Source organism: Stenotrophomonas sp. PS02301 (assembly GCF_029959485.1).
GTDB classification, from domain to species: Bacteria; Pseudomonadota; Gammaproteobacteria; order Xanthomonadales; family Xanthomonadaceae; genus Stenotrophomonas; species Stenotrophomonas maltophilia_Z.
In genome coordinates, this window is record NZ_JASCOO010000026.1 from 25,253 (window position 1) to 45,833 (window position 20,581).

Genomic DNA, 20,581 nt, shown 5'->3' on the forward strand with positions numbered 1-20,581 from the left:
CGTATGGTTAAATCCACCTATGAATGAACCCGAAGCTTCCGCCGGCGAGCCACGTGCCGGCCGCAACAGCCGCCTCAGTGCTGAAGACTGGGCCCAGGCCGCACTGGATCTGATTGCCGAACAAGGCGTGGGCGCGGTCGCGGTGGAACCGCTGGCGCGGCGCCTGGGTGTCACCAAAGGCAGCTTCTACTGGCACTTCCCCTCGCGCGATGCGTTGCTGCAGGCCGCGCTGGAGCGCTGGGAGCTGTTCGAACAGGAGCAGGTGTTCGGCAGCCTGGCCGACGTGACCGATCCGCGCGTGCGCCTGCGCCAGCTGTTCCAGGTGGTGGCGCATGAGGTGCAGCCGCACATCATCTACAGCGAACTGCTCAAGGCGCTGGACCACCCGATGGTGCGTCCGGTCATCGACCGGGTCTCGCATCGTCGCCTGGAGTATCTGGTCGCCTCGTTCCGCCAGGCGGGGCTGAGCCGGACGGATGCGCAACACCGCGCGCGACTGGCCTACGCGGCCTATGTCGGCTTCCTCCAGCTGTCGCTGCAGCTGCAGCAGCCCAAGCAGGCCCGCGAAGATTTCGAGGCCTATGTGGAGCACGTGATCGAGACGTTGATTCCGCTCGGTTGACCGGCCCGTGACAGGCATGCAGAAGGCCGCGGAAACGCGGCCTTTTCCATGCGTGCCGTTTGCTGGCCACGCGCACCAGCACAAAAAACAACGGCCCCTTTCGGGGCCGTTGCATCAGACGTTGTTGATCAGTGGATCGATCAGAACTTCTGGTTGTACTTCAGGTAGACGAAGCGACCGATGTCGAAGCCGCCGTAGTAGGAGAAGCTGGAATTCGGCTGCGCATACATTGCCGGGCCGACCTTGTTGAACACGTTGTTGGCGCCGACGGAGATGCTGGCGTTCCACGGAGCTGCGTAGGACACCTGCAGGTCGTGGAAGGTCACTGCGCCGGTACGGTTCTGCGGATCGATGTTGCCCTGCGTTTCCGGTGCCGAGAAGTCCGGCAGGTTGCAGCGATCATCGAAGTAGCACGGTTCCTTGGTGCCGGAGAAGTAGCGCAGGCCCCAGTTCACCGACCAGTCATTCAGGCTCCAGCCCAGGTTGAAGTTGGAGCGGATCCGGAAGGTGCTGCCGTAGCCGTTGGCCTGATTCGGCACGGTGTCAGCTTCGTTGGTGGTCTTCGTCTCGTACTTGCTGACGTAGGTGGTGGCCCACTTGGCGCTGACGCGACCGTAGTCGGTGTCCAGAGCATAGTTGACGTCGATATCGAAACCTTCGGTTTCGGTATAGCCGGCATTGCGGTTGCCGTAGACCAGGGTGCCGACGATGTTGCCCAGCGACGGATCACGCTGGAACAGTGCGCAACGCGAGGTGACCTGGTTGACATAGCAGTCGCGCAGGATCGTGTTGGCGCTGTCCGAGACGATGGTGTTGTCGATGCGGATGTTCCACCAGTCGACGCCCACGCTCAGGCCACTGACGTAGCTCGGGCTGTATACGAAACCGACGGTCTTGGACTCCGAACTTTCCGGGGTCAGCAGCGGGTTGGAGCCCGAAACGAACGGCACCGGGCTCTGTGCTGCCGAGCCGACGGTCGGGATGAAGCCCTGCTGCAGCTGACGGTAACCCGGGCCGACGGCGGCCAAGCACTGCGGGCTGCCGCCGACGCTGCCATAGACGCTGTCGCACGGATCGACGAAGCTGGTCACGAAGGTCTGCGAACCGCCGCCGTAGAGGTCACCGATGGTCGGGGCGCGGAAGCCCTCGGCATAGGTGGCCCGGACCAGCAGGTCGTCGATCGGACGCCACTTCAGGCCGAACTTGTTGTTGACCGTGTCACCGAAGGTGTTGAAGTCGGAGTAGCGGGTAGCCACGTCCAGCGTCAGTTCCTTGGCGAAGGCAAGGTCGGCCAGGATCGGGATGTTCAGTTCCAGGTAGAACTCGTCGACCGCGTAGGAGCCTTGGGTCGGGCCCGAGGCCAGGTTGGTCGAGTCGCCCGACTGGGCGATGGCATCCGGACGGAAGTTGCCATCCTCCTTGCGGTACTCGTAGCCGACCGCGAAGCCCAGGTCGCCGGCCGGCAGCGGGACGATGGTACCCGACAGGTTGGCGAAGTAGTTGTTCGTGGTGGTCTTGCCGGTCGCATGTTCCTCACGGTAGAGGTACTTTTGAACGTTCGGATCAGCCAGCGAATTGGCAACCGCGCCGGTGCCGAAGCCCGCGAAGGGATTCCACGGCACGCAGCCCGGGATCGCCGCGGCGGGCGAGGTGCCCGTTGCGGGCGTGTAGCACTCCAGCTGCCCCTGCGCATTGACGCGCGACGGGCCCACCGCATTGCGCACGGCCGGGATGTAGAAGTTGCCGTTGTTGGTGATGTTGACGTTGTTTTCGTTGTACAGGTAGCCGGCATCCCAGTTGAAGTACCGGTCACCAATCTCGAACGCGCCTTCCAGCGACGCGGTGAAGCGCCAGGTCGTCATGTCGGTATCGGTGGTACGCGGCACTTCCCAACCACGACGGCGCCAGTTGACGGCCGAAGCGCCACCGGTCGGGTTGAAGGCGCTCAGCGCCGACATCGGGGTGTTCACGCCGGCGGCCTGCGACTGCAGCGGGTAGCCTGCGATCTGACGGTTCGACTCACGCTTGGTGTAGGACAGGTCGCTGGTGAAGCGGACGTTGTCGGTGATGTCGTAGTTGGTGTTGACGTACAGCGAACGGCGCTCCAGCGGCGTCAGCAGGTGCATCTGCTCCGTCGAACGGCTGCGGTCATCGGCGTTCTGGTCATGGAACTGGCTCGCGCCCAGGGCGGTGCCGCCACGGTTCGGTGCCTGCCAAGCGCCGGTGGTGCCGCGACGCCAGTTACCCCACTGGCCGACGACGGAGTAAGCGCCACCGTCACCGACGCCCGGGTAGGTGTCCAGGCTGAACGGACGATCCTTCGCCCAGACGCCCTCTTCCTTGTGGTACTCGGCACCGACGGTGACCGAACCGCGATCGCCGGAGAAGCCGACCATGAAATCAGCGGTTTCCTTCTTGCCGTCGCCCTGGCTGTACTGGCCGGTGTAGAAGTTGGCTTCAGCACCGTCGAAGTTCTTGCGGGTGATGATGTTGATCACGCCGGCCATGGCATCGGAGCCGTAGATCGACGAGGCGCCGTCCTTCAGGACGTCGATGCGCTCAACGATGACGGTCGGGATGGTCGAGACGTCCTGGAAGCCGTCCGGCGAAATGCCCAGACGCTTGCCGTTGACCAGCACCAGCGTACGCTGCGGGCCCAGGTTGCGCAGATCGATGTACGAACCACCGGCTTCCTGGTTGGAGGTCAGCGGCGAGGCGCGGCTGAACGACGGGCTGCCCGCGGCAGAGATGTTCTGCAGGATGTCCGCGACCGAGCTGAAGCCCTGGTTCTGGATGTCTGCGCGGGTGATGGTCAGGACCGGCTGGGCGGTTTCCACGTCAACCTGGCGGATGCGCGAACCGGTGACCGAGATACGGTCCAGGTTGGTGGTGCCAGTGGTTTCCTGAGCGACGGCGCTGCCGGTGCCGGCAGCGCTGGCGATCAGCGCGAGGACGACGGCGTCGCGCAGTTTGTTGCTGTTGCGGTTCATTGGGCTCTCTCTCCAAGTTGACTTGGGTGCAACGTGTTGGGATGGGCTTCAGCGCGGGGACGAAAGGCGTTCCCAATCCGTGAAGCTGACTCGATAGTAACCACGTGCAACTAAAAATTAAAGAGCCGTTAATGTTCCATGTGATTTAGGTGAAATTCGGCAAAGCCTTTGCGGTGTAAGGCTTTAAGCGATATCTACAGCCTAAACAGTCTCATTTGTTAAGATTTTTGTTAAAAAAAATTCACCCTGAATGGGCCGTGCGCGCCCTTGACAGGCAGCCCAAATGAAAAAGGGCGCCTCATGGAGGCGCCCTTTGGATCACGTGTATTGACGGGTCGTCGCAAAGACAGGTCAGAGATCCTGCTCGTACCGCACGTAGGGCACGGTGCCTTCGTCGGTGCTCTCGTTGCGCGGGGCGAACGGATTCTTGCCACGGGTGACCACGTTTTCGGCACCGACGGTGAGCTGGCCGCTCCACGGGGTGCGCCAGGTCAGGCCGACGCCCAGGCCTTCCCACTTCCCGGGCTGGCCGGGTACATCGACCACACGGCCAATGATGTTGCCGCTGAAGTTGCCATAGCCGGCGCCGATGGTGAGGCTTTTGCTGTCCCAGCGGTCGACGATCGCCGGTGAGGCATCCGCGATGGGGACCAGTCGCGCTTTGGCGTAGGTGCCACCGATCGAGACGAAGCCCTCACGGCCGATGTTCTTCTGCCCGAAAACAGTCAGATCGTTCTGTTCGGCGCGCAGCGATGGGGATTTGTTGGGGCCAGCCAGCCAGGCGGGTAAAGTGTCGCGGCCGCTGCCGGCGGTGATGCCCACGCGGCCACCGGGGCGGTTGAACGCGGCGGTGCCACTGACGCGGCGGCTGAGCGTGTTGTCCTCCTCATCGCCCAGCGTCGCCAGCATGCAGTGACTGGCCAATCCGCTGATGCTGGTGCCGCGGCTGCTGTTGCACAGCAGCCCCAGAGAGTCACCCGAGGACAGGCCGAAGGCCGCATCCAGCGAGCTGCGCCCGAAGTGCCAACGGGCACCAACGGCCTGTTCGCCGGTCGGCTCCAGGTAGAGCAGCGCCTCGACCTTGCCGCTGCCCTTGTTCCAGACCGGCAGCACGGTGCCGTCCTGCTTGCCCTTGGCCTGCGCATGCGCGCCCGAGATCGCGCCTAGGGCGATCATCAGGGCCAGCGGTAGACGCAGAAGGGAATGCATGGGAACTCTCAGACAAGCGCGGTGAACACAAGTTCCCGCCGAAGCGGGAGATTGATCCTAGGGCGTTTATGATTTCTTAACAAGTCTTGGTTCTCCCCAGAACAAAACTCGTAGCAAAATTACTGAAGCCGTTCAGGTGCCGGCGAAGATACGTCCATCTCGCGGAACAGTATGTCGAATTCCGTCAAGGGAAAGTGATACTCCTGCCCGCAGAATTCGCAACGCACTTCGACCGCGCCCGTAGGCTCGGCGGCGGCCCGGGCCTCCTCTTCGCCAATGGACTGCAGCATGCCTTCGACCCGCTCGCGCGAGCACGAACAGGCAAAGCGCAGGGCCTTGTCGCCGAGCAGTTCCGGCGTCTCTTCATGGAACAGGCGGTGCAGCAGGTCATGGCCCGGCACCTCCAGCAGTTCCTGCTTGCCCAGGGTCTCGAACAGCGCGCTGGCACGCGACCAGCCGTCCTGATCGCCTTCATCGCCCGGCAGCTTCTGCAGCAGCAGGCCTGCGGCGCGGGTGCCGTCGGCGGCCAGCAGCAGGCGGGTGGGCAGCTGTTCGGACTGGCGGAAATAATCTTCGAAGGCTTCGTCCAGACCGGCTGCGGTCAGACCGACCAGGCTCTGGTAGCGCTGCGGTTCGCGCGGGTCCAGGCCCGGGTTTTCGATGGTGATCGCCAGCAGCGCATCCTCGCCCAGCGCGGTCAGGTCGCGCGGCGCGTCGCCGCCGCCGTCGGCCAGCTGGACGATGCCGCGCAGCGTGCCGGCCGCGGTGCACTCGGCGAACAGGGTGCGCATCGCGGTGTTGCTGCGCAGCTGGATCGACAGGCGGCCATCGACCTTGGTGTGGCCGGTGAACAGCGCCGAGGCCACGCTGGCCTCGCCGAGCAGTTCAGCGGCGCCGGGCGGATAGACCGCGTGCGACAGGATCTCCCGCCAGGTGTCATCAAGGTGCACGTGCACGCCGCGGACGCCGGCATCGGGGAGCAGGAAACGGACAAGGGAGTCGGATTGGGCGGTCATCGGTTCGGTGGCTGCGCGAAAGGAGTGCCGGTTGCCGGATAATGCGCCGACAACCGTGCAAGTAAAGGATGCACCAGTAATGGGGGCAGAGCGCAGCAACCTCAAGGTCGAGCCGGACCTGGAACCGTCACGTCCCCGCCGCCGGCACTGGAAGCGGCTGCTGTGGCTGCCGGTACTGTTTGTCGGCTTCAGCGTGCTGCAGGTGCTGGCCCTGCGTTTCATCGACCCCCCCGTATCCAGCGTGATGCTGTGGCGCTACGGCGAAGCGTTGGGGGAGGGCGATTGGAGCTACCGGCTGCACTACCAGTGGCGCGACCTGGACCAGATGGCGCCGAGCCTGCCGATCTCGCTGGTGGCCGCCGAGGACCAGCGCTTCCCGGAACACAACGGCTTCGACCTGCAGGCGATCGAGAAGGCCCGGGATCACAATGCGCGCGGGGGCCGCCTGCGCGGGGCCAGCACAATCAGCCAGCAGGTCGCCAAGAACCTGTTCCTGTGGCAGGGCCGCAGCTGGATCCGGAAGGGGCTGGAGGTCTGGTACACGGTCCTGATCGAAGCGCTGTGGCCGAAGTCGCGGATCCTGGAGATGTACGCCAACATCGCCGAGTTCGGCGACGGCATCTATGGCGCGCAGGCGGCGTCGCGGCAGTATTGGAACAAGGACGCCTCACGCCTGAGCCCGGCTGAAAGCGCACGGCTTGCTGCGGTGCTGCCATCGCCCCGCCGTTACAGTGCCGCCAAGCCTGGCCCGTATGTGCAGCGCCGCGCGGCGTGGATCCAGCGGCAGGCGCGGCAGCTCGGCGGTGGGGCGTACCTCAGCGACGAGTGAGCGTTCATGTACGTGATTGGCTGACGCTACAATCGCCGCATGAACAGCCCACGCCTGACGGTCGTCGTCGCCGCCCACAATGAAGCGCTCGCGCTCCCGATGCTGCACCCGCGGTTGCGGGCGGTGCTCGATACGCTGGAGGGCATCGATGGCCGCGTGGTGTATGTGGACGACGGCAGTACCGACACCACCTGGGCCGTCATGCAGGGATTGGCCGAGGCCGATCCCTGCGTCGGCGCGCTGCGCCTGTCGCGGAATTTCGGCAAGGAAGCCGCGCTTACGGCTGGACTCGATGTCGTCGACGACGGCGCGGTGATGATCCTCGATGCCGATGGCCAGGATCCGCCGGAGCTGATTCCCGAGTTCGTCGCGTTGTGGCAGCAGGGCTATGACAACGTGTACGGCACGCGCCTGGTGCGCGATGGGGAAAGCTGGCTCAAGCGCTCCACCGCCAAGGCGTTCTACCGGGTGATCGGACGCCTGTCCAAGACCCCGATCCCGGCCGATACCGGCGATTTCCGGTTGCTGTCGCCCCGCGCGCTGCAGGCGCTGGGCCAGTTGCGTGAGCGCCACCGGTTCATGAAGGGGCTGTTCGGCTGGGTGGGCTTCCGCCGCAAAGCGCTGCCTTACCACCGCCATGCACGGCTGATCGGCGAGAGCAAATTCGGCTTCTGGCGGCTATGGAATTTCGCCCTCGAAGGCATCACCGGATTCTCGACCGCACCGCTGCGGGTGACCACCTACCTGGGCCTGGCCGCGGCGAGCTTCGCGTTCCTGTTCGCGATGGTGGTGGTGCTCAAGGCGGCGCTGTACGGTGACCGCGTCGCCGGCTGGCCGACGATGATGGCCGTGATCCTGTTCCTGGGCGGCATACAGCTGATCGCGCTGGGCCTGATCGGTGAATACCTGGGGCGGCTGTACGAGGAATCCAAACAGCGCCCGCTGTACCTGATTGACACCTGGCAGGTCCCGTTCGTGGCAGACTCGGCCGTGCATCCCATCGGTGGAGAGCAGCGAGATGACCACGGTACGACAGCTGTTGGAAGGCAAGTCCCCTGAGGTATTCGCCGTCACCCCGTCCTCGGCGGTGATCGATGCGATCCGGTTGATGGCCGAAAAAGGCATCGGCGCGGTGTTGGTGATGGAAGGCCGGCAACTGGTCGGCATCCTTTCCGAGCGCGATTACGCGCGGAAGATCGTGCTGCACGAGCGCTCCTCGCGAACGACCGAAGTCCGCGAGATCATGACCCCGAAGGTGGTGACCGTCGCGCCTGGCGAGCAGGTGGAGCACTGCCTGCAGCTGGTCACCGATTACCGCATCCGCCATCTTCCGGTGGTCGATGCGAACGGGGTCCTCGGCGTCATTTCCATCGGCGACCTGGTCAAGTCGGTGATCGACGAACAGGCGCAGAAACTGGATCAGCTGCAGCAGTACATCGTCGCCGGCTGAGCAGCGCTGGGTCCCGGCGGGCGGGCCGACGCTGCGTCGGCCCGGCGCGCGAGGCGTCGCGCTGACGAGGCCCTGCGCTTATTTGGCATAGCGGCCACCGCAGTTGCTGTCTTCGCCCGGGCCGGTTTCGATCGTTGCCAACAGGGCGGCAGGCGGTGCGATGCTGCCCAATGCCAGCGCAATCGCCCCGCGGATGCCCAGCGCCTTGAAGTCCGGCCGGAACGAGGGATCCTTGAAGGTACCGCCGATGCGCAGCGGCGATCGCAGCGCCAGGATGCTCATGTCCTTCGGGCGCGGGCGCAGCAGCAGGTCCAGCTGCTCCTGCTTCAGGTCCACCTTGCCTTCGCCGAGGATGAGCGTATCGGTGGTATCGAAGGCCAGCGAGCGCGACTGCATCACGCCGTTGTCGACCCCGAAGTCGCCCCATGCGCAGCGCAACGGAATCTGCTTGTCGCCGGTGAACAGAAATTTCAGCGATTCGGCCACATCCAGCCCGGCCAGTTCCATGATCAGGTTCCCGACATGGCCGCGGCCGATCCCGACCGCCACCGTGCCATCGGAACTGCCCAGCATGGCGGCGATGGAATTGCCCTGGCCGGTCAGCTTGACCTCACCACTGATGCCGCCGGAGGCCTGCTCGGCCAGTGTCGCATCGGGGAACAGCTTGCCCAGCTGCACGTTGCGGATGGTGGCCTGCAACTGCGTGGAAATAGCCTGCTTGCGGGCATCCATCCGGATCGTGCTGCGGATATCACCGCCGGCCACACCGAAGTTCAGCGGTTCCAGGCGCAGCAGCCCGTCATTGAGTTTGAGGTGCGCATCCATGTCATCCAGCGGCAGTGCCGGTGAATTGATCCGCTGCGCTTTCCAGCGCACATCGGCATCCATCGCGCGCAGCTTGGACAGGTTGTACGGCGTATCCGGCAGCACCTTGGCACTGGATGCCAGCGCGGCCGCCTTCGCCTTCTGCTCGGCGTTGGCAGACTCCCCCGCGCCGGTCTTCGGCGGTGCCCCGATGAAGCCGGCCAGATCGTCGAAGTCCAACCGTTTGGAGACCAGATCGGCCGTCAGGAACGGCCGGTCACCGCTCACATCGATCTGCGCGGTCCCGCCCAGATCGCTGTCACCGGCGGTACCGGTGAAATTCTCATAGCGCCAGATCGCATTGTCGCGCTTCAACCGACCCTTGAGCCGGTAGGGCGGGGTGGAGGGAATCGCCACGCCGATCAGCGGGAACAGATCCTCCATGTCCTGCCCGCTCAGCATCAACTCCAGATCGAACACGCGCAACTGGAACGGATTGGTCAACGTCCCACTGGCGATCGCGTGCGTATTGCCGGCGCGCCCATCCAGATGGATGCGGAACGGATGCCCGGTATTGGTCAGCTCCAGCGGCGACTCGGTATTGCCCGCCAGCGAGAACGGATTACCCTGCCAGCGCCCTTTGCCCTTCACCAGCAGCGGCGGACCACTGTCCTTGTCGCGTGGCTTGCCACTGTCGAGCGACACCAGCACATCGGTCCGGCCCGCCGCATCCCGGAACTGCAGCCGCCCATCATCGACCAACAACCGCTGCAGCACCGGCGGATCACCGTCGCTCGGCCCCAGGAAATCCCAATTGCCCGGCTGATTCTTCTCCGGGGCCGTTTCCAGCAACAGATCCGGCCGCGTCAACCGGATCTCCGGAATCCGTACCTGCCCACGCAGCAGCGGCCACACCCGCACATCGATCTCCACCCGATCCGCCGTCGCCATCTGCGGCTGCTTGGCCCACGTCGCATTCGCAAAGGTCAGCCCATCGCCCCGCACCGTCGTCACCCGGCCCAGATCGACATCCAGATCCCCGTTGATATGGAACTCCCGCCCCGTCTTGGCCTGCACCGCCCGTTCCACCGGCCCCTTGAACCAATTCCAATCCCACAACGCGATCAGGATCAGCAGCGCAGCGAACAGAAACACCAGGATCGCCAACCACCGCTGCCCCCGCTTGCCAGGACGACGCCAGCGCCAGCGGGAACGGGAAGGAGCCTCGGACGGAACAGGGGAGGGCACAGTATTCACATCCCCATGGTTGCCCTTGCATCGTGCAGGCAACGCGAAGCATTGGTAAGGGTAGTGTCAGGGTGAGGCGTGTCGACCATCGGGGTCGCCGTTGTAGACGCCTTCGGGAGGCGCGGCGCGGTCCCCGTGTGAGGCAAGTCTCGGCATCCGATCCAGCCAGGATCTTGACCTTCCCAGGCCACCAGCCAGCCGTGAGCAGGGCGGTGCGGGTGGGTTGGCGGGACCATGAGCGCCATGGATGGCGCGACATGAGCCTCCATGGATGGATTCACGGCGTGTCCCGCCAACCCACCCGTGCCGACCCCGCCTGGCGCATTCCTGACGCCCGAGTCGCTCTTGCAGTTGTTCTTGCTACTGCGGGTGCCGTTGCCGTTGCTCTTACCTGGCAGGAACAGGGCAGTCAGAGAATCTGCGCAGTCACCGCAACGAAGTGGCACACACTCCCGCCGATCACGAACAGATGCCAGATCGCATGCGAATACGGCACCGACTCCCGGTGATAGAACACCGTCCCCAACGTATAGAACACACCGCCCGCCAACAGCCACCCCAGCGTCCACGCATCCAGCGAATGCCACATCGGCTTGATCGCCACCATCACCATCCAGCCCATCGCGATATAGATGATCGTCGACAGCAGCTTGAACCGGCCGGTATAGAACAGCTTGAACACCACCCCGAACAGCGCCAGCGCCCAGATCGCGGTGAACATGCCCCAGCCCCACGGCCCCCCGCGCAGACCGATCAGCGTGAACGGCGTGTACGTACCGGCGATCAACAGATAGATCGCACAGTGATCGAACACCTTCAACCGGCCCTTGGCGACCGGGTGCTGGATCGCGTGATAGAGCGTGGACGCCGTATACAACAGCAGCAATGCCACCCCGAACACGATCGCGCTGGCCAGCTGCCAGCCGTCGCCATAGATGGCGGCCAAGGTGATCAGTACCGCACTGCCAGCCAGTGCAGCGACGGCGCCAAGCCCGTGGGTCAGGGCGCTGGCGATTTCTTCTCGAACGGAAACGACAGAGGTCATGGCGATGATCGGATGTGCGGGGAGGGGGAGCCCGCTCCCCCCTATCATCGCCGCGATGGCGCGCGCATGCACGCGCGCCTGTTCAGCCGGTAGACCGGCCGAGCGATCAGCTGACCGAGATGCTGTGCGCGGCTTCGCGCGTGGCCGCGAAGCGAACCTCCGGCGCGCGCTCCTGCGCCAGCTGCAGGTTGACCCGCGTCGGTGCCAGGTACACCAGCTGGCCGGCCGCATCGATGCTCAGGTTGCCCGCGTTCTTCTCGCGGAACTCTTCCAGCTTCTTCTCGTTGCTGCAGGTGACCCAGCGCGCCGTGGTCACGCTGACCGGCTCGAAGGTCGCTTCCACGCCGTACTCGTCCTTCAGGCGATACGCCGCCACATCGAACTGCAGCACACCCACCGCGCCCAGGATCAGGTCGTTGCTCATCAGGGGGCGGAAGAACTGCGTCGCGCCCTCTTCGGAGAGCTGCGCCAATCCCTTCTGCAACTGCTTGAGCTTGAGCGGATCGCGCAGGCGTGCGCGACGGAACAGTTCCGGGGCGAAGTTCGGGATGCCGGTGAAGCTGACCGCTTCGCCTTCGGTGAAGGTGTCACCGATGGAGATCGTGCCGTGGTTGTGGATGCCGATCACGTCGCCCGGCCACGCTTCGGCGGCGATCTCGCGGTCGCTGGCCATGAAGGTCAGTGCATTGGCCAGCTTCATTTCCTTGCCGGTGCGCACATGGAAGGTCTTCATGCCGGCCACGAAACGGCCCGAGCACACGCGCATGAACGCCACGCGGTCGCGGTGCTGCGGGTCCATGTTCGCCTGGATCTTGAACACGAAGCCGGTCAGCTTGTTTTCCTGCGGCGCGATGACGCGGCCGGTGGTGGCGCGCGGCTGCGGCGAGGGCGCGTGCTCGACGAAGAAGTCCAGCAGCGGCTGCACGCCGAAGTTGTTCACACCCGAGCCGAAGAACACCGGCGTCTGCTTGCCGGCCAGGTAGGCCTCCACGTCGAACGGATGGCTGGCGCCCTGCACCAGTTCCAGTTCGTCGCGCAGGTCGGCCAGCATGCGCTCGCCGATCTTCTCGGCCAGCCCCGGCGAATCGATCGAGGGGAAGATGGTCGAATCCTGGCGGGTGAAGTTGCGGCCCTGTTCGTACAGGTGCACCTCACCGCTGATCAGGTGGACCACGCCCTTCAGGCGCTGGCCCATGCCGATTGGCCAGGTGACGGGCGCGCACTGGATGCCGAGCACGCTTTCCACTTCATCCAGCAGATCGATCGGCTCCTTGCCCTCGCGGTCGAGCTTGTTGATGAAGGTCATGATCGGCGTGTCGCGCAGCCGGCAGACTTCCATCAGCTTGATGGTGCGCTCTTCCACGCCCTTGGCCACGTCGATCACCATCAGCGCCGAGTCCACCGCGGTAAGCACGCGGTAGGTGTCCTCGCCGAAGTCGGCATGGCCGGGGGTATCGAGCAGGTTGACGATCTTGCCTTCGTAGGGGAACTGCATCACCGAGGAGGTGACCGAGATCCCGCGCTCCTTTTCCAGCGCCATCCAGTCGGAGGTCGCATGGCGCGCGGCCTTGCGGCCCTTGACCGAACCGGCCATCTGGATCGCACCGCCGAACAGCAGCAGCTTTTCGGTCAACGTGGTCTTGCCGGCGTCAGGATGGGAAATGATGGCGAAGGTGCGGCGGCGCGCAGCTTCGGTAGCGACTTCGGACATGGCGTGACGCGCCCGCCCGGGGCGCTTTTCATGGAGATAAGCCGCCCAGTATAGCGGGGGCGGGCGTGGCCGGGGTCAGGGCAGGGCGGTGGCCCCGGTCGCGCCCGTGGTGCGGGCGAAGCGCAGCTCGCCCTGCGGGCTCATGATCCGTGCCGGGATCGAGCGCAGCCGCATCCCGGCATTGACCTGGACCGCGAAGTGCAGATGGGGCGCGGCGCTGTAGCCGGTGTTGCCCGATAGGCCGATGCGCTGCCCCGCCTGGACCTGCTCGCCCGGGCGGACCAGCACGCCGTGGTGCTGCAGGTGGGCATACAGGGCCATGCTGCCGTCCTCATGCAGCACCCGCACCAGGTTGGCCCGGCCCAGATCGTGGTCCCGGTCCTGCCCATGGCCCTCATACCCGGCCTGGATCTGCATGACGGTTCCTGCGCGCGCGGCGAGTACCGGCGTGCCCTCGGGCAGGGCGAAGTCGATGGCCTCGCGGTTCTCTGTATCGCTGTGACTGAACTGCCCCCACGGTGCCTGGCTGACCTGGATGCGCGCGGCATCGAACGGCAGCTGGTAGGTCACGTCCTGCGGGCGCGCGCCCGGGTCGCCCGGAACGGCCGTCAGATCCAGGCGGATCGTGGTACTGCCGGCCGGCGGCTGCAGGCGGGTCACCACGATGCTGGCGCCTGCGGCGACCACCGTCTGAAGGGGGAGCCCCGGTAGCGCGGGGGCGCCGGCGGCGGGGCGCAGTTCGACCTGGACCGGCCCGGCCACGCGGTTGTCGACCCGGGCCTGCCAGCGGTCGCCAGCCCCTTCCAGGGCCACCACGGCCAGGGCGGGCGCGTCCACGCCAGCGGCCCGCTGCGCTGGGGTGGACGCGGCAGGTCGATCGACCTGCCAGCCCTCCCGCCAGTTCGCACCCGGGCCGGCCGAGGCGCTCAGCACCGGGATCATCATCAGCGTCAGGGCAGTGAAACGTAGGCAGCGCAAGGCGTCGGCCGGGCAGGGAGGATCCCGGAGTATGCGCGACTGATGATCATCTGGAATATATATCGCTTCATGCCGATGAAGGGATTGACATGGGCCGGAAGCGCTGGCATCGTGGCTCCACCATCGAGACCGGCAGAGGGACAGGCCCTTTGAAGCCGGGGCAGCCCGCAGACGCGAAAGCGACCTGCGTAGGTGCCAAATCCTGCGGAGACCGTTGGTGTCTTCCGAAAGATGGTTCGAACCGTGCACCGTGCGTGCGCTTCGAACGCGAGCTCCGCGAAAGCTCGATGGCCGTTTTCCTACTTTGGATACCGCCATGAGCTTCGCCACCGCCGCCCCTGCCGCCACCGACTCCCTCGCCCCGCTCAGCGTCCCCGTCGACGCCGGGCTGAACGCCGTGCGCGGCGATATCGCGGCGGTGCTGTCGATGCGTCACGGCGGGCCGCGGCCGGTACGCCTGCGCTACGAATGCGTCGGCCGTGCCGATGCGCCGGTGGTGGTGCTGGCCGGCGGTATCTCCGCGCACCGCCATGTGGCGGCCAATGCCGAGTTCCCGGAAAAGGGCTGGGCCGAGGGCCTGGTGGCCGCGGGTCGCGCGCTGGATCCGGCCTCGCTGCGCATCCTGGCGTTCGATTTCATCGGCGCCGACGGCGCGCTCGATCTGCCGATCGATACCGCCGACCAGGCCGATGCGCTGGCGTTGCTGCTCGACCATCTCGGCATCGCCCGCCTGCAGTGCTTCGTTGGCTACTCCTACGGCGCGCTGGTCGGCCAGCAGTTCGCGATCCGTCACCGCCAGCGCGTGCAGAAGCTGATCGCGGTGAGCGGTGCGCATCGCCCGCACCCGTATGCCGCAGCCTGGCGCGCGCTGCAGCGCCGTGCGGTCGCGCTGGGTCAACTGCAGTGCGCCGAGAGCCACGGGCTGTCGCTGGCACGCCAGTTCGCCATGCTCAGCTACCGCACGCCGGAAGAATTCGGCGAGCGCTTCGATGCCGCGCCGGAAGTGGTCAATGGCCGCGTGCGCGTTGCCGCCGAGGACTATCTGGACGCGGCCGGTGCGCAGTACGTAGCCCGCACCCCGGTCGATGCTTATCTGCGCCTGTCCGAATCGATCGACCTGCACCGCATCGACCCGGCCGCCATCCAGGTGCCGACCGTCGTGGTCGCTGTGGAAGGCGATCGCCTGGTCCCGCTGGCCGACTGCGTCGGCCTGGTCGAGGGGCTGGGCCCGCGCGGCAGCCTGCGCGTGCTGCGCTCGCCGTATGGCCATGACGCCTTCCTGAAAGAAACCGATCGCATCGACGCGATCCTCGCCACCGCTTTTCGATCCCCCGGAGAAACCGCATGAGCCGTTCCGCTGGTACCGAGCCGTCCTGTAGCCGCGTCACCGCCGCCGTGCGTGCCGGCATCGACCGTGACACCGCCCACGGCGCGGTGACCCCGCCGATCGTGCTGTCCTCCAACTTCAGCTTCGATGGCTTCGGCAACAAGCGCCAGTACGACTACACGCGCAGCGGCAACCCGACCCGCGATCTGCTCGGTGAAGCGCTGGCCGAACTGGAAGGCGGCGCGGGCGGGGTGATCACCTCCACCGGCATGGGCGCGATCAATCTGGTGCTCAATGCGCTGCTGCAGCCCGGCGATACGCTGGTTGTGCCGCACGATGCGTACGGCGGCAGCTGGCGCCTGTTCAACGCATTGGCGAAGAAGGGCCACTTCGGCCTGATCACCGCCGACCTGACCGACCCGCGCTCGTTGGCCGACGCGCTGGCGCAGTCGCCGACGCTGGTGCTGATCGAAACCCCGTCCAACCCGCTGCTGCGCATCACCGACCTGCGCTTCGTCATCGATGCCGCGCACAAGGCCGGTGCCAAGGTCGTCGTCGACAACACCTTCCTGTCCCCGGCGCTGCAGCAGCCGATCAGCTTCGGTGCCGATGTGGTGCTGCACTCCACCACCAAGTACATCAACGGTCACAGCGATGTGGTCGGCGGGGCGGTGATCGCGCGGGATCCGGCGGTGCACGAGCAGCTGGTGTGGTGGGCCAACGCGCTGGGCCTGACCGGTTCGCCGTTCGATGCCTTCCTGACCCTGCGTGGCCTGCGTACGCTGGGTGCACGCTTGCGCGCACACCAGGAAAACACGGCGGCCGTGGTCGAGCTGCTGGCCGCCAGCGATGCAGTCGCCAGCGTGTACTACCCGGGCCTGGCCGATCACCCCGGCCACGCCATCGCAGCCCGTCAGCAGAGCGGCTTTGGCGCGATGCTGTCCTTCGAACTGGCCTCGTGCCCGGGCGAGGATCCGCATGCGGCGGTGCGCGCCTTCGTGGATGGCCTGCGCTGCTTCACCCTGGCCGAATCGCTGGGCGGCGTGGAAAGCCTGGTCGCGCATCCGGCGACCATGACCCACGCGGCCATGACCCCGGAAGCGCGTGCGCACGCCGGGATCAGCGAAGGGCTGCTGCGCCTGTCGATCGGTATCGAGTCACCGGAAGACCTGGTGGCCGATCTGCAGGCCGGGCTGGAGCGCGCGCAGGTCGTGATCGACCAGCACCGGGACGTGCAGCGCCGTAAACAGGTGGATGCATGAGCGCCGTGCTGAACCTGCCGCTGGCGGCCCACCGCAAGCTGGCCCTGCTCGGCACCGGCACGGTCGGCACCGCCTTCGTGCAGCGGTACGCCGCCCTGCAGGATCGCGGCGTCACGCTGCCCTCGTTCTCGTGGCTGGCCAACTCGCGCACGGCGCGCGCCTGCGAACAGACCCCCGCCGATGAGCTCGTGCAGGCCAACCTGGCCGCGCGCGGTGCGGTCGCATTGCAGCCGTGGGCGGAAGCCGAGGGCCTGCGGCGCGGTGATGTGGTGGTCGATGCAACCGCCAGTGACGCGGTCGCCAATTGGCACGAACAGTGGCTGGCGCGGGGCGTGCACGTGGTGACCGCCAACAAGCTCGGCCAAGGCGCACAGTTGGCCCGTGCGCAGGCCATCGCCGACAGCGGCCAGCAGGGTGACGCGCGCTATGGCGACAGTGCCACCGTGGGCGCAGGCCTGCCGCTGCTGAGCAGCCTGCGCGCGCTGGTCGCTGGCGGCGACCGCATCCATCGCGTGGAGGGCGTGCTGTCCGGTTCGCTGGCGTGGTTGTTCCATCACTACGATGGCCAGCGTCCGTTCTCTGCGTGGGTGCGGGAGGCGGCCGAGGCCGGCTACACCGAGCCGGACCCGCGGGTGGATCTGTCCGGCGAAGATGTCCGGCGCAAACTGCTGATCCTGGCGCGGGCCAGCGGCATCGCGTTGCGTGCCGAGCAGGTACAGGTCGCCTCGCTGGTGCCGGAGGTACTCGCCGCGTTGCCGCCGGCCGATGCGTTGGCGCAACTGTCACTGCTGGATGCACCGCTGCAGCAGTATTGGCAGCAGGCCAACGAACAAGGCGATTGCCTGCGCTTCGTCGGTGGCTTCGATCACGACGGTGCTTCGGTGGGCCTGCGCGTCCTGCCGCGCGACCATCCGCTGGCCGGTGGGGCACAGACCGACAATCGGGTCGCGATCCACAGCGACCGGTATCACGCCCAGCCGCTGCTGATCCAGGGGCCGGGTGCCGGGGCGGAGGTCACTGCCGCCGCGTTGCTGGACGACGTGCTGGCGATCGTGCGGCGCTGATTGCCGCGCGATCCCATCAAGACACACGCTAGCGCCAGGAGTGGGCTGGCTGCGTCGGCGGAGAACGCTGAGGACGGCCGCTGCCAGCCATGGCGTGGCACTACCGGGTGGGCAGGTCAGTCGTGTTGTGAGATTGCCTTCAGCAGTGCCGCGTTGAACCGGGTGGGGTCCTGCACCTGCGGCGAGTGGCCCAGGTCTTCGAAACTCACCAGGGTGGCGCCCGGGATCGCCGCGGCGGCTGCCTTGCCCAAGGCGGGGTAGTTGCCCAGCGTCGCTTTCAGCGCCGGCGGTGCCAGATCACGACCGATCGCAGTGCGGTCGGTCTGGCCGATGAACAACGTGGTCGGCACCGTCAGCTTGGGCAGCTCATGGACGACCGGCTGGTTGAACACCATGTCCGAGGTCAATGCCTGGCTCCACGCCACCGCCTGTTTGCCAGGGCCGTCGTACATGCGCGACTGCATGCGCACCCACTGCTCGTACTCGGGCTTCCACTGGCCGTTGTAGTACACATCGAGCTGGTACTTCTTGATGCTCTCGAAGGTAGTTTTCAGCTCACCTGCATACCAGGCATCGACGCTGCGCCATGGCACGCCTTTGGCCTTCCAGTCTTCCAGTCCGATCGGGTTGACCAGCGACAGGCTGATCGTGCGCTGCGGATACATCAGTGCGAAACGTGCCGCCAGCATGCCGCCCATCGAATGGCCGACGATGTGCAGCTTGCCCTCGCCATAGCCCAGATGCTCCAGCAGCGCTTCGGTATTGGCAGCCAACTGACCGAACGAGTATTGATAGCGCTCGGGCTTGCTCGATTTGCAGAAACCGATCTGGTCCGGCGCGATCACCCGGTAGCTGGCCGCGCTCAGTGCCGCGATGGTGTACTTCCAGGTGGCTGCGCAGAAATTCTTGCCGTGCAGCAGCACGACCGTCCCGGCAAAGCCTTTGCCACCGGCGGGGACGTCGATGTAGGCCATCTCCAGCGGCTGGCGCTGGGACGCGAACCGGAAGATCTTCACGGGATACGGATAGTCGAAGCCTTCCAGCCGCGGGCCGTAGGTGTCGGCGGCCAAAGTGGTCAGCGGCAGGCAGGCAAGCAGGGCGGCAGCCAGGATGCGCATGGCGGTCTCCGGAACGGGGGAGCCCTGACTGTACCGGAGCGGCCGTGGAGGCGTGCCGATGATGCGACCGGGGGGGGGGCAGCCGACCGACGGCCGGCGCTACCCCCGGGGACGGTCGATCAGCACTCGATGACGTTGACCGCCAGCCCGCCGCGGCTGGTTTCCTTGTACTTGTCCTGCATGTCGCGGCCGGTATCGCGCATGGTCTTGATGACCTTGTCCAGCGAGACCTTGTGCTTGCCATCGCCACGCATCGCCATGCGCGAGGCGTTGATCGCCTTGACCGCGCCCATTGCATTGCGCTCGATGCAGGGGATCTGCACCAGCCCGCCGATCGGGTCACAGGTCAGGCCGAGGTTGTGTTCCATGCCGATTTCAGCGGCGTTCTCGATCTGGCTCGGGTTGCCGCCGAGTGCAGCGACCAGCCCGCCGGCCGCCATCGAGCAGGCCACGCCCACTTCGCCCTGGCAGCCGACTTCGGCGCCGGAGATCGAGGCGTTTTCCTTGTACAGAATGCCGATCGCCGCCGAGGTCAGCAGGAAATCGAACACGCGCTGTTCGTTGGCGCCGGGGCAGAAGCGATCGAAATAATGCAGCACGGCCGGCAGTACGCCGGCAGCGCCGTTGGTCGGGGCGGTGACCACGCGGCCACCGGCGGCGTTTTCTTCGTTCACCGCCAGCGCGTACAGGTTGACCCAGTCCAGCGTGGTCAACGGGTCGCGCATCGCCGCTTCCGGTTTGGAGGACAGTTCGCGGTACAACGCCGGCGCGCGGCGGGAGACATGCAGGCCGCCGGGCAGGGTACCTTCCTGGCGGATGCCGCGCTCCACGCAGGCCTGCATGGCACTCCAGATCTCGCGCAGGCTGTCGCGGATCTCCTCTTCGGTGCGCCAGCACTTCTCGTTCTCGAACATCATCTGGGCGATGCTCAGGCCACTGCGTGCGGTCTGCGCGAGCAGCTCATCGCCGCTCTTGAACGGGTAGGGGAGCGGAGTTTCATCGGGCACGATGCGGTCATCGGCCGCGTCGTCCTGGTTGACCACGAAGCCGCCGCCGACGGAGTAGTAATCGCGCGTGGCGATCACCTGCTCATCCGCGCCGTACGCGGTGAAGCGCATGCCGTTGGTGTGGTACGGCAGCTTCTGGCGTTTGTTCAGGCCCAGGTCGCGCTTCTCGTCGAAGGCGATCTCATGCTGCCCCATCAGGCGGATGCGCTTGCTGCTGCGGATGCGCTCGAGCGTCTCGGGGATGATGTCCGGATCGATCAGGTTCGGGCGCTGGCCCTCCAGTCCGAGCAGCACGGCCTTGTCGGTGCCATGGCCACGGCCGGTCAGGGCCAGCGAGCCGTAGACATCGGCGCGGATGCGCACCACGTCCTGCAGATGGCCCGGATCGAGCAGCCAGCGGTGCACGAAACGTTCGGCAGCCTTCATCGGTCCCACGGTGTGCGAAGAACTCGGGCCAATGCCGATCTTGAAAACGTCGAACGTGCTGACAGCCATGATTGCCAAACTGCGGGTATCGGATGGAGCACTATTCTATGCTGTCGCAGGCGCCAGCCTTGAGTGCGGCGCAACATTTTCCAAGGTGGGTGGGCCGGTGTTTACCTTGTACCAGCGTGATGACTGCCATTTGTGCGACCAGGCCTTGACGGTGCTGGCGCAGGCCCGGGTGGCCGATCTGGACAGTGTGTTCATCGATGACGACACCGCGCTGGAGGCCCGCTACGGGCTGCGGGTGCCGGTGTTGCGCGATGCGCAGGGCCGCGAGCTGGACTGGCCGTTCGATGTGGCAGCGGTAGAGGCCTGGATCGGCTGACACGCAAGCGTCGCTTGGCGGTGCTGTATGCGGTAGTGCCGGCCGCTGGCCGGCTCCCGGGAGTCGATCATCGCGCGAGGAGCCGGCCAG

At 66.1% G+C, this 20,581-nt stretch carries 17 protein-coding genes and 1 riboswitch; of the genes, 8 read left to right on the plus strand and 9 right to left on the minus strand.

Going from position 1 to position 20,581, the window contains the following annotated elements; all coding sequences use genetic code 11:
• The first annotated feature begins 19 nt into the window (after positions 1–19).
• Complete coding sequence (locus QMX81_RS08970) at positions 20–622, plus strand: TetR/AcrR family transcriptional regulator (protein ID WP_019185113.1); 603 nt, start codon at positions 20–22, stop codon at positions 620–622.
• Positions 623–762: 140 nt separating this feature from the next.
• On the opposite strand, the gene QMX81_RS08975 is transcribed toward QMX81_RS08970, so the two are convergent.
• The 3 genes from QMX81_RS08975 to QMX81_RS08985 all read right to left on the minus strand — a co-directional run bounded on the left by QMX81_RS08975 (position 763) and on the right by QMX81_RS08985 (position 5,837).
• The gene (locus QMX81_RS08975; protein WP_121038983.1) at positions 763–3,612 is read right to left on the minus strand and encodes a TonB-dependent receptor; all 2,850 of its coding nucleotides are present in this window, start codon (positions 3,610–3,612) and stop codon (positions 763–765) included.
• A gap of 351 nt (positions 3,613–3,963) precedes the next feature.
• Positions 3,964–4,788, minus strand: a complete 825-nt coding sequence (locus QMX81_RS08980) for a hypothetical protein (protein WP_183073752.1) — start codon at positions 4,786–4,788, stop codon at positions 3,964–3,966.
• A gap of 152 nt (positions 4,789–4,940) precedes the next feature.
• Positions 4,941–5,837, minus strand: a complete 897-nt coding sequence (locus tag QMX81_RS08985; RefSeq protein ID WP_121038977.1) for an Hsp33 family molecular chaperone HslO — start codon at positions 5,835–5,837, stop codon at positions 4,941–4,943.
• Positions 5,838–5,916: 79 nt separating this feature from the next.
• Here QMX81_RS08985 and mtgA point away from each other — a divergent pair, with 79 nt between their 5' ends.
• The 3 genes from mtgA to QMX81_RS09000 are packed head-to-tail and all read left to right on the plus strand — an operon-like array spanning position 5,917 to position 8,116.
• Complete coding sequence (mtgA, locus tag QMX81_RS08990; protein ID WP_282260749.1) at positions 5,917–6,666, plus strand: monofunctional biosynthetic peptidoglycan transglycosylase; 750 nt, start codon at positions 5,917–5,919, stop codon at positions 6,664–6,666.
• A 39-nt stretch (positions 6,667–6,705) separates the two neighbouring features.
• Entirely contained in the window at positions 6,706–7,725 is a 1,020-nt protein-coding gene (locus tag QMX81_RS08995; protein ID WP_282260751.1) for a glycosyltransferase family 2 protein, read from the plus strand.
• Entirely contained in the window at positions 7,685–8,116 is a 432-nt protein-coding gene (locus QMX81_RS09000) for a CBS domain-containing protein (RefSeq protein ID WP_088432945.1), read from the plus strand. Before QMX81_RS08995 ends, QMX81_RS09000 begins: the two co-directional genes overlap by 41 nt.
• A gap of 78 nt (positions 8,117–8,194) precedes the next feature.
• Here the strand turns inward: QMX81_RS09000 and QMX81_RS09005 are convergent, their stop codons facing one another.
• The 4 genes from QMX81_RS09005 to QMX81_RS09020 all read right to left on the minus strand — a co-directional run bounded on the left by QMX81_RS09005 (position 8,195) and on the right by QMX81_RS09020 (position 13,869).
• On the minus strand, positions 8,195–10,177 hold the full coding sequence (locus QMX81_RS09005; protein WP_282260752.1) for an AsmA family protein: 1,983 nt from the start codon (positions 10,175–10,177) through the stop codon (positions 8,195–8,197).
• A 400-nt stretch (positions 10,178–10,577) separates the two neighbouring features.
• On the minus strand, positions 10,578–11,219 hold the full coding sequence (locus QMX81_RS09010) for a hemolysin III family protein (protein ID WP_172407499.1): 642 nt from the start codon (positions 11,217–11,219) through the stop codon (positions 10,578–10,580).
• Positions 11,220–11,319: 100 nt separating this feature from the next.
• Entirely contained in the window at positions 11,320–12,924 is a 1,605-nt protein-coding gene (locus tag QMX81_RS09015; protein WP_121038966.1) for a peptide chain release factor 3, read from the minus strand.
• Between the two features lie 75 nt (positions 12,925–12,999).
• Positions 13,000–13,869 carry a M23 family metallopeptidase gene (locus QMX81_RS09020; RefSeq protein ID WP_282260768.1) on the minus strand — a complete coding sequence of 290 codons (870 nt, stop codon included), beginning with the start codon at positions 13,867–13,869 and terminating at the stop codon, positions 13,000–13,002.
• Positions 13,870–14,019: 150 nt separating this feature from the next.
• A riboswitch (SAM riboswitch) is annotated at positions 14,020–14,140 on the plus strand.
• A 78-nt stretch (positions 14,141–14,218) separates the two neighbouring features.
• On the opposite strand from QMX81_RS09020, the gene QMX81_RS09025 reads away from it, so the two are divergent.
• The 3 genes from QMX81_RS09025 to QMX81_RS09035 are packed head-to-tail and all read left to right on the plus strand — an operon-like array spanning position 14,219 to position 17,555.
• On the plus strand, positions 14,219–15,250 hold the full coding sequence (locus QMX81_RS09025) for a homoserine O-succinyltransferase (RefSeq protein WP_282260753.1): 1,032 nt from the start codon (positions 14,219–14,221) through the stop codon (positions 15,248–15,250).
• On the plus strand, positions 15,247–16,491 hold the full coding sequence (locus tag QMX81_RS09030; RefSeq protein ID WP_282260755.1) for an O-succinylhomoserine (thiol)-lyase: 1,245 nt from the start codon (positions 15,247–15,249) through the stop codon (positions 16,489–16,491). Before QMX81_RS09025 ends, QMX81_RS09030 begins: the two co-directional genes overlap by 4 nt.
• Positions 16,488–17,555 carry a homoserine dehydrogenase gene (locus QMX81_RS09035; protein ID WP_152151959.1) on the plus strand — a complete coding sequence of 356 codons (1,068 nt, stop codon included), beginning with the start codon at positions 16,488–16,490 and terminating at the stop codon, positions 17,553–17,555. Before QMX81_RS09030 ends, QMX81_RS09035 begins: the two co-directional genes overlap by 4 nt.
• Before the next feature lie 116 nt (positions 17,556–17,671).
• Here QMX81_RS09035 and QMX81_RS09040 read toward each other — a convergent pair whose 3' ends face one another.
• Together QMX81_RS09040 and QMX81_RS09045 are read right to left on the minus strand one after the other, a co-directional pair.
• Positions 17,672–18,673: an alpha/beta hydrolase gene (locus QMX81_RS09040; protein WP_282260759.1), complete on the minus strand. Its 1,002-nt coding sequence runs from the start codon at positions 18,671–18,673 to the stop codon at positions 17,672–17,674.
• A 119-nt stretch (positions 18,674–18,792) separates the two neighbouring features.
• Entirely contained in the window at positions 18,793–20,175 is a 1,383-nt protein-coding gene (locus QMX81_RS09045; RefSeq protein ID WP_121038948.1) for an L-serine ammonia-lyase, read from the minus strand.
• Positions 20,176–20,272: 97 nt separating this feature from the next.
• Between QMX81_RS09045 and QMX81_RS09050 the strand changes: the two genes are divergently transcribed.
• Positions 20,273–20,491 carry a glutaredoxin family protein gene (locus QMX81_RS09050; protein WP_121041188.1) on the plus strand — a complete coding sequence of 73 codons (219 nt, stop codon included), beginning with the start codon at positions 20,273–20,275 and terminating at the stop codon, positions 20,489–20,491.
• Positions 20,492–20,581 lie beyond the last annotated feature (90 nt).